Origin of the sequence: Mumia sp. (genome assembly GCF_028803055.1) — a bacterium.
Classification (GTDB): domain Bacteria; phylum Actinomycetota; class Actinomycetes; order Propionibacteriales; family Nocardioidaceae; genus Mumia.
On record NZ_JARBCJ010000167.1, the window covers coordinates 1 to 7099 of the forward strand.

Genomic DNA, 7099 nt, shown 5'->3' on the forward strand with positions numbered 1-7099 from the left:
TTAAATTACACTTGTTATGCACACGTGACTACGAGCGGTCATGGCGACTCTGCCGGGGCGGCCCGGGCGGGGGGGGGGCCGCCCCCGCGCCACCCCCCCGGATCGCCACGTCCCCCTTCGGCGAGGAGTGCCGACCGATGATCCGAACCAAGCACCTGGCGGGTGCCCTGATCGCCTTCGTCATGCTCGCCGTGGCGACGGCCGTCGTGCCGTCGCCGGTGCATGCTGCGGACAACGGCGCCTGGTCGGTCACGCCCACCCCCGGCTCCGAGTCGTCGCCGACGCCTCGCAGCTACTTCGTTCTCGAAGGCGCTCCCGGCGCGACGCTCACCGACAAGGTGCGGATCCGCAACTACACGAAGCGGGCGCTGACCTTCTCGCTCTACGGAGCCGACGGCTACAACACCGAGCAGGGCGGTTTCTTCGCGCTGCGGACGCTCGACCGTCCGCAGGTCGACGTCGGTGCCTGGGTGAAGCTTCCCGTCCAACAGGTCAAAGTCGCGCGCCGGACTCAGGTGGACGTCCCGATCACCATCCAGATCCCTGCCAACGCGACCCCCGGCGACCACGTGGGTGGCATCGTCGCCCTCAACGGTGCCATCGAGGGCTCGGCCGAGTCCGGCGGACTCGACGTCGGCATCAAGCGCGCGGTCGCCGCACGCCTCTACCTCCGCGTGAGTGGTCCGACGACCCCCGCACTCGAGGTCAGTGACGTCCAGCTCGACCACGACCGTGGACTCTTCCCCTGGTCGGGGTCCGGCAAGGGCCGCGTGACCTACACCGTCGAGAACACCGGCAACCTGCGGCTGTCGCCGGCGAGCGTGATCACTGTCTCCGGCCTGGGGGGCCGCGAGCTCGACGAGGTGGAGACCGCAGCTGTGGTCGATCTCCTCCCGGGTCAGACCGCGAAGCTGAGCGCCGACGTCGCGGGCATCGGCTCTGCCGACCGGGTGTCGGTCGACGTCACCCTCGCGACGCCGGAGGGCGTCCGCGACGAGAGGTCGACCACCGCCTGGATCGTCCCCTGGCCGCTCGTCGTGATTCTCCTGCTCGCCCTCGCCGGCGCCCTGTGGTGGTGGCTGAGACGACGGGCCGAGCGACGGCGAGCCTTCGAAGCCGTCGCGACCGCCCCCACGCTTACGATCGGGAGCAGCCGGTGAGGACAGCACGAAAGCTCGGGATCCTGCTGGCACTGCTGGCGACGCTGACGTTCGCCGGTGGTTTCTGGGCGCCGACCCAGGCCGCGGACGAGCCGGCGAGCGGTCTCTCCGCCACGGTCTCTCCGGGCACCGCCGGGTACGCCGACCGGGTGAAGGTCAAGGGCGTCGGCTGGCCGGCGATGACGCAGGTGCAGGCCGTGGTCTGCGGCGACCTCGCGATCGGCGGGTCGTCTGCCTGCGACCAGGGCACCGCCGTCCTCGGGGTCGCCAACGTCGACGGTGAGGTGGATCTCGACCTCGTCGTCGGCAACCCGCCGCGACCCTGCCCGTGCGTCGTCCGGCTCGCCTCGTACACCGGGCCGGCGCTCGCCGTGGACTCGCCGCTCGTGATCACCGGACACCCGACGGGGACGCCCCCGACACCCGTGCTGCCGTTGCCGAACCTCCACGTGAAGGAGGTCAGGCTCGAGGGCAGCGGCGGGTTCTGGGGCCTCTTCGGGGCCGCTCCCGCCCGCAAGCTGGTCGTGACCATCGAGAACCGCGGCACCGCGCCGGCCGTCAACCCGCCGATCAAGATCGGCGTCGGCCAGTCGGCGGAGACCGAGCCGACCGTGGGGGTCGGCCGTGACCTGACGATCCAGCCCCTCCAGAGCAGTCGTCTGGAGATGAACGTCGAGCTGCCGTTCGCCGCGTTCGGCACCTACCACGTGGTCGGCTCCGTCGGCGAGGGCGATCTCGGGACGACGTTCGAGACCACGTGGGGCGCCTACCCCTGGGCATTGATCGCCTTCACCATCATGTGCGCGGCACTGCTCGCCCTCGGGATCTACGTGCGCCTGAAGGCGGCTCAGGAACGCAGGAAGGCCCGGATGCCGGGGGAGTCCGCCGCGGCGCTGGCGAGCAAGCCGTACGGCCTCCCGGACGTGGTGTACGTGGAGTCGCTGGGCGGCTTCCTCGTGAGCCCGAAGGCCGTCGGCAAGACGCGTCTCATCAACCGCCTCGACGGCCGCCTCGAGGGTCCTGACCTGGTGGCGCTGCTCGGCGACCCCGGCTTGGCCTCGCAGACCCGCGTCCTCTCCGGCACGGTTGCCGACGGGGGAGGGGGCGGTGCAGCGGTGGTGGACCTGCCGTCGCTGGACGCGTGGCTGACTCGACGTGACCCGTCGGGGGCGCCTTCCGGTGACGATCCGGCGGCTCCGGTCTCCGCGGACGCCGTCGTCGACGTCGACGCGGTCGATACCTGGCTGGCGCACCGAGAGGGCAAACGCTCTTCTCAGACCACCTAATATCGTATATTCTAGCGACTCAACGTAGGCGGGCTGGAGGGCTGATGCGGCACCAGAAAGACCCTGTGGGCGGACCGGATCGATCGTTGGTGATCCGGGCCAGCGCGGCATTCGCGTGCTTCGCGCTCGCCCTCGTCGGCTGCGGAAGCATGATGCCTGGAGCGGTGGTCGGAGACGGCGCCGGAGGCACCTCGGTGTCTGCCGAGGGAGTCGGTCCGGGCGTCACCGACGATGCGGTCAAGGTTGTGTTCGTCGGTGTGGACCTCGAGGGTGTCAAGGACATCACGGGCTTCAAGACGGCCAACGCCGGCGATCCCGAGAAGCAGGTCGAGGCCCTCGAGGCCTGGGTCAACGCCAACGGTGGAGTCGCTGGGCGCAAGCTCGACGCCGTCTTCCGGATGTACGACGCGGCGGTCGACTCCCCGGCGGCCGAGGAGCAGCTCTGCAACAAGGTGACGCAGGACGACAAGGCGTTCGCCGTCGTGCTCACCGGTCAGTTCCAGAGCAACGCGCGCCCGTGCTACGCCCAGCGCAAGACCCTGGTGCTGGACGCGACGCTCGTCGCCACCGACGACGCGACGTACGAGAAGCTCTCGCCCTACCTCTGGTCGCCCAGCTACCCGTCGTACGACGGCTTCGTCCGTGCGTACGTCTCGACACTGAAGGAGAACGGCTTCTTCAAGGGGCGCAAGCGCGTCGGTGTCATCGCCGCCGACAACCCGATCAACCGCTCGACGATGGAGAAGCTGGCCGTCCCCCTGCTCGAGGACGCCGGTGTCAAGCCCGAGATCGCGTGGGTCGACACCACCGACCAGGGCAGCCTCTTCCAGGGCAACGACCAGGGGGCGGTGACCTTCCGGAGCGGCGGCATCGACCGCGTCATGTTCCTCGGTGGCGCGCGACTGGCCTCGATCTTCGCGTCCGTGGCCAGCGCGCAGAGCTTCTCGGCGCGCTACGCGATCTCCTCGTTCGACAACCCCAGCTTCTTCGTCAACAACCCCGAGACGGTCCCGTCCGACGTCCTCAAGGGGATGGTCGGAGTCGGCTTCGCCGCCGGCCAGGACGTCACCGACGACCAGCTTCCGTTCCCCGGCACCGAACCGGAGAAGCGCTGCATCGACATCTACGCCGATGCCGGCATCACGTTCTCCTCCCGCGAGGCGGCACGCGTCGCCCTCCCGTACTGCGACGCCGCCATGCTGCTGCAGGCGGGAGCCACCGAGCTCACCGACAACCTCAACGCGGCTGCGTGGGGCGCGGCGGTGGAGGACCTCGGGTCGGCGTTCGTGCCGGCCACCGGGTTCACGGGGACCCTCGGGCCGGGCCGCCACGCGGCCTCCGGCGCCTACCGGGTGCTCTCGTTCGACCGCGACTGTCGCTGCTTCGTCTACAAGGGGGGCGACGTTGACTTCCCGACGTCGTAGCCCGGCCTCGTACGCGCCTCGCTCCGGAGCCCCCGCCCTGGCGGTGGAGGGCATCCAGTGCTCGTACGGCCAGGTCCAGGTGCTCTTCGACGCGGGACTGGTCGTCGAGGAGGGCGAGATGGTCGCGCTCCTCGGCCCGAACGGCGTCGGCAAGAGCACGATGCTGAAGGTCATCGCCGGCCTGCTGCGCCCCGATGCAGGCAGCGTCCAGCTCGGCGGGGTCGACGTCACGTCGGCACCGACCCGCGAGCGCATCGCTCGCGGGCTCGGTCAGGTCGTCGGCCAGGCGACGTTCAGCTCGCTGACCGTCACCGAGAACCTCCGGATGCACGCCTACACGATCCAGGACCGTGCCTGGGCCGAGGAGGCCGTCGAGGCGGCCCTCGCGGTGTTCCCCCGGCTTCGGGCGCGTCAGGACCAGCCGGCGTCGACGCTCTCCGGTGGCGAGCGGCAGATGCTGGCGCTCTCGAAGGCGATCGTCCAGGACCCGCGCATCCTCGTCATCGACGAGTTCTCGCTCGGACTCGCGCCGGTCGTCGTGGGCGGCCTGCTCGAGCTCGTCCGCCGCCTCAACGAGCGCGGCACCGCGGTGCTCCTCGTCGAGCAGTCCGTGAACGTCGCGCTGTCGCTGGTCGACCGCGCCTACTTCATGGAGAAGGGCCAGATCGTGGCCTGCGAGACCGCGGCCGAGCTGAGCGCCGATCCCGAGCGGGTGCGTGAGCTGATGCTCGGCGGACACGTGGCGGTGGCCCGATGATGGGATTCGAGATCGGCATCGACCGGATCCTCATCGGTGTCTTCACCGGCCTCACGTACGGGCTGCTGGCCGTCGGCCTGGTCCTCGTCTACCGCTCGAGCCGCTTCGTCAACTTCGCGCACGGCTCGATCGGTGCGTTCGGCGCCTCGGTGCTCGGACTCCTCGTCGTCGACTGGGGCGCTCCGTACTACCTCGCGTTCCCGGTCGCCATCGCGGTCGCCGCGGGGCTCGCCGCCGGCATCGAGATCGGCGTCGTCCGCAGGCTCGCCGGACGGCCCAGCCTCATCGGCATGATCGCGACGCTCGGACTCTCGCAGTTCATCCTCATCATGGCGCTGCTGCTCAACAGCGACGGCGTCAGCGGATTCACGTTCCCCATGCCCCCGCTGCTGCCGTCGTTCACCATCGGGCAGCTGCCGGTGACCCCGGCCCACGTCGCCATGATCGTTGTCGCACCGACGGTCCTGGTGGCGCTCGCGCTGTTCCTGCGCAAGGCGCGGCAGGGCCTCGCGATCCGTGCCGCCGCCGACGCGCCGGACACCGCCGCCCTCGAGGGCATCCGGGCGCCACGGATGTCGTCGTACGCCTGGGCGATCGCCGGCGGCATCGCGGCACTGTCGGCGATCCTCGTCACCCCGACGACGGCGGGCCAGTCGATCGACACCCTGGGGCCCGACCTGCTGCTCAAGGGTCTGGCCGGTGCCGTGATCGCGCGCATGACGTCGATCCCGATCGCCTTCGGCGCGTCCATCGGCATCGGCGTGCTCGAGCAGGTCCTGCTGTCCAACCCCGACACCCGCGGTCTCGTGCCCGTGGTGCTCGGCCTGGTCATCGTCATCGCGTTGCTTCGTCAGCCGACCCTCGGTCGTGCCGACGCCGAGCGAGGCAGCTGGCGCCGGGTCGGCGCCCCCCCGGTCCCTGCCGCGTACGCCGCCCTGCGCGGCGTCCGCGTCACGCCGTACCTCCTCGTCGGAGGCTGCGCGACGATCGCCGTCGCCCTGGCGTACGTCGTCAGCAACGAGACCGCGTCGGTCCTCACCAGCGTGGCGGGCTTCGCGCTGGTCGGCCTCAGCGTCGGTCTCATCACCGGGGTCGCGGGACAGCTGTCCCTCGGACAGTTCGCCTACGCCGGCATCGCCGCGGCGGTCTCGGTCCACCTGGTCGACTCGTGGGGGAGCTTCGTGCTCGGCACGCTCGGTGGTGTGCTGGCCGCCGCGCTCGTGTCGGTGCTGGTCGGGATCCCCGCGCTACGTCTCAAAGGTCTCGCGCTGGCGGTGTCGACGCTCGCCTTCGCCCTGGCGACGACGGCCTGGGTGCTGCGGCTCGACATCTTCCTGGGAGACGGCGTCTCACCGGCGAAGCCGCAGTGGTGGGGCTACTCGATGGACGTCGCCCGCGACTACTACCTGTTCGCGCTGCTCATGCTCGCCCTCGGCATGTTCGTGTCGGCGAACCTCTGGCGCAGCGGCTTCGGTCGGACGCTGCAGGCGCTGCGTGACAACGAGGACGCGGCCCGTGCCTTCACGGTGCCGCGCACCTTGCGCAAGCTCCAGCTCTACGCAGTCTCGGGAGCGCTCGCCGGCCTCGGTGGCGTCGTGATCGGCCACGGTCAGACGCAGCTGACGGTCAACTCGTTCCCGGCCTCGGCGAGCATCGACGTCGTCGCCCTCACCGTCGTCGGTGGCCTGGGACTCGTCGCGGGGCCAATGGTGGGTGCGCTGATCATCGTGGGCCTCCCGGGCCTGGTGGCTCTCGGCATCCCCGGCCAGGCCCTCCTGGCGCTCGGGTGGTTGCTGGTCGTCGTCCTGCTCCCCGACGGTCTCGGTGGGATCGCGATGCGGATGCGGGACCGGTGGTACGACCGGCTCGCCGTGCGTGCCGGCATCGACCCCGCTGTCGCGCGCGCCGAGCCGGACGTCACCCAGCGCTCGCCGCTGCAGAGCTCCGCGGCGCTGGACGGCCTGTTCGCCGTCGACGTCGAAGACCTGGAGGCCGGGCCGCAGGCCGCGCCGTTGCTGGTCGTCAACGACGTGAGCAGGCACTTCGGCGGCGTCGTCGCCGTGGACCACGTCGACCTCGAGGTGCACCCGGCGGAGATCGTCGGAGTCATCGGCCCCAACGGCGCAGGCAAGACCACGCTCTTCGAGATCGTCGCCGGATTCACCAAGCCCGACACGGGGTCGGTGATCTTCGCCGGTCACGACGTGACGACCGCGACCCCGGAACGCCGTGCCACCCGCGGGCTCGTGCGCTCCTTCCAGGATGCGGCGCTGTTCCCGACGATGACCGTCCGCGAGACGGTCATGGTGGCCGGTGAGCGGACGGAGCCGAGCAGCCTGTTCGCCGCGTCGCTCGGGACGCCCCGACCCGACCGGATGAAGGCGCGTCGTGCCGACGAGCTGATCGACCGTATGGGTCTCGGACCGTTCGCCGGCAGGACCATCTCTGAGCTCTCCACCGGTACGAGGCGCG

At 70.6% G+C, this 7099-nt stretch carries 5 protein-coding genes; all 5 read left to right on the forward strand.

Annotation, left to right across the window (positions count from 1 at the left end):
- Positions 1–137: 137 nt before the first annotated feature.
- Positions 138–1160 carry a DUF916 domain-containing protein gene (locus tag PV363_RS14180; RefSeq protein ID WP_220341263.1) on the forward strand — a complete coding sequence of 341 codons (1023 nt, stop codon included), beginning with the start codon at positions 138–140 and terminating at the stop codon, positions 1158–1160.
- Entirely contained in the window at positions 1157–2446 is a 1290-nt protein-coding gene (locus PV363_RS14185) for a hypothetical protein (RefSeq protein WP_301022645.1), read from the forward strand. The genes PV363_RS14180 and PV363_RS14185 overlap by 4 nt, the downstream gene beginning before the upstream one ends.
- An 89-nt stretch (positions 2447–2535) precedes the next feature.
- Complete coding sequence (locus PV363_RS14190; RefSeq protein WP_220341265.1) at positions 2536–3870, forward strand: ABC transporter substrate-binding protein; 1335 nt, start codon at positions 2536–2538, stop codon at positions 3868–3870.
- A complete protein-coding gene (locus PV363_RS14195) occupies positions 3851–4627 on the forward strand; it encodes an ABC transporter ATP-binding protein (protein WP_220341266.1) in 777 nt (258 codons plus the stop codon). The genes PV363_RS14190 and PV363_RS14195 overlap by 20 nt, the downstream gene beginning before the upstream one ends.
- A partial coding sequence (locus tag PV363_RS14200; RefSeq protein ID WP_301022646.1) for an ATP-binding cassette domain-containing protein occupies positions 4624–7099 on the forward strand: 2476 nt, incomplete at its 3' end. The genes PV363_RS14195 and PV363_RS14200, both read left to right, overlap by 4 nt.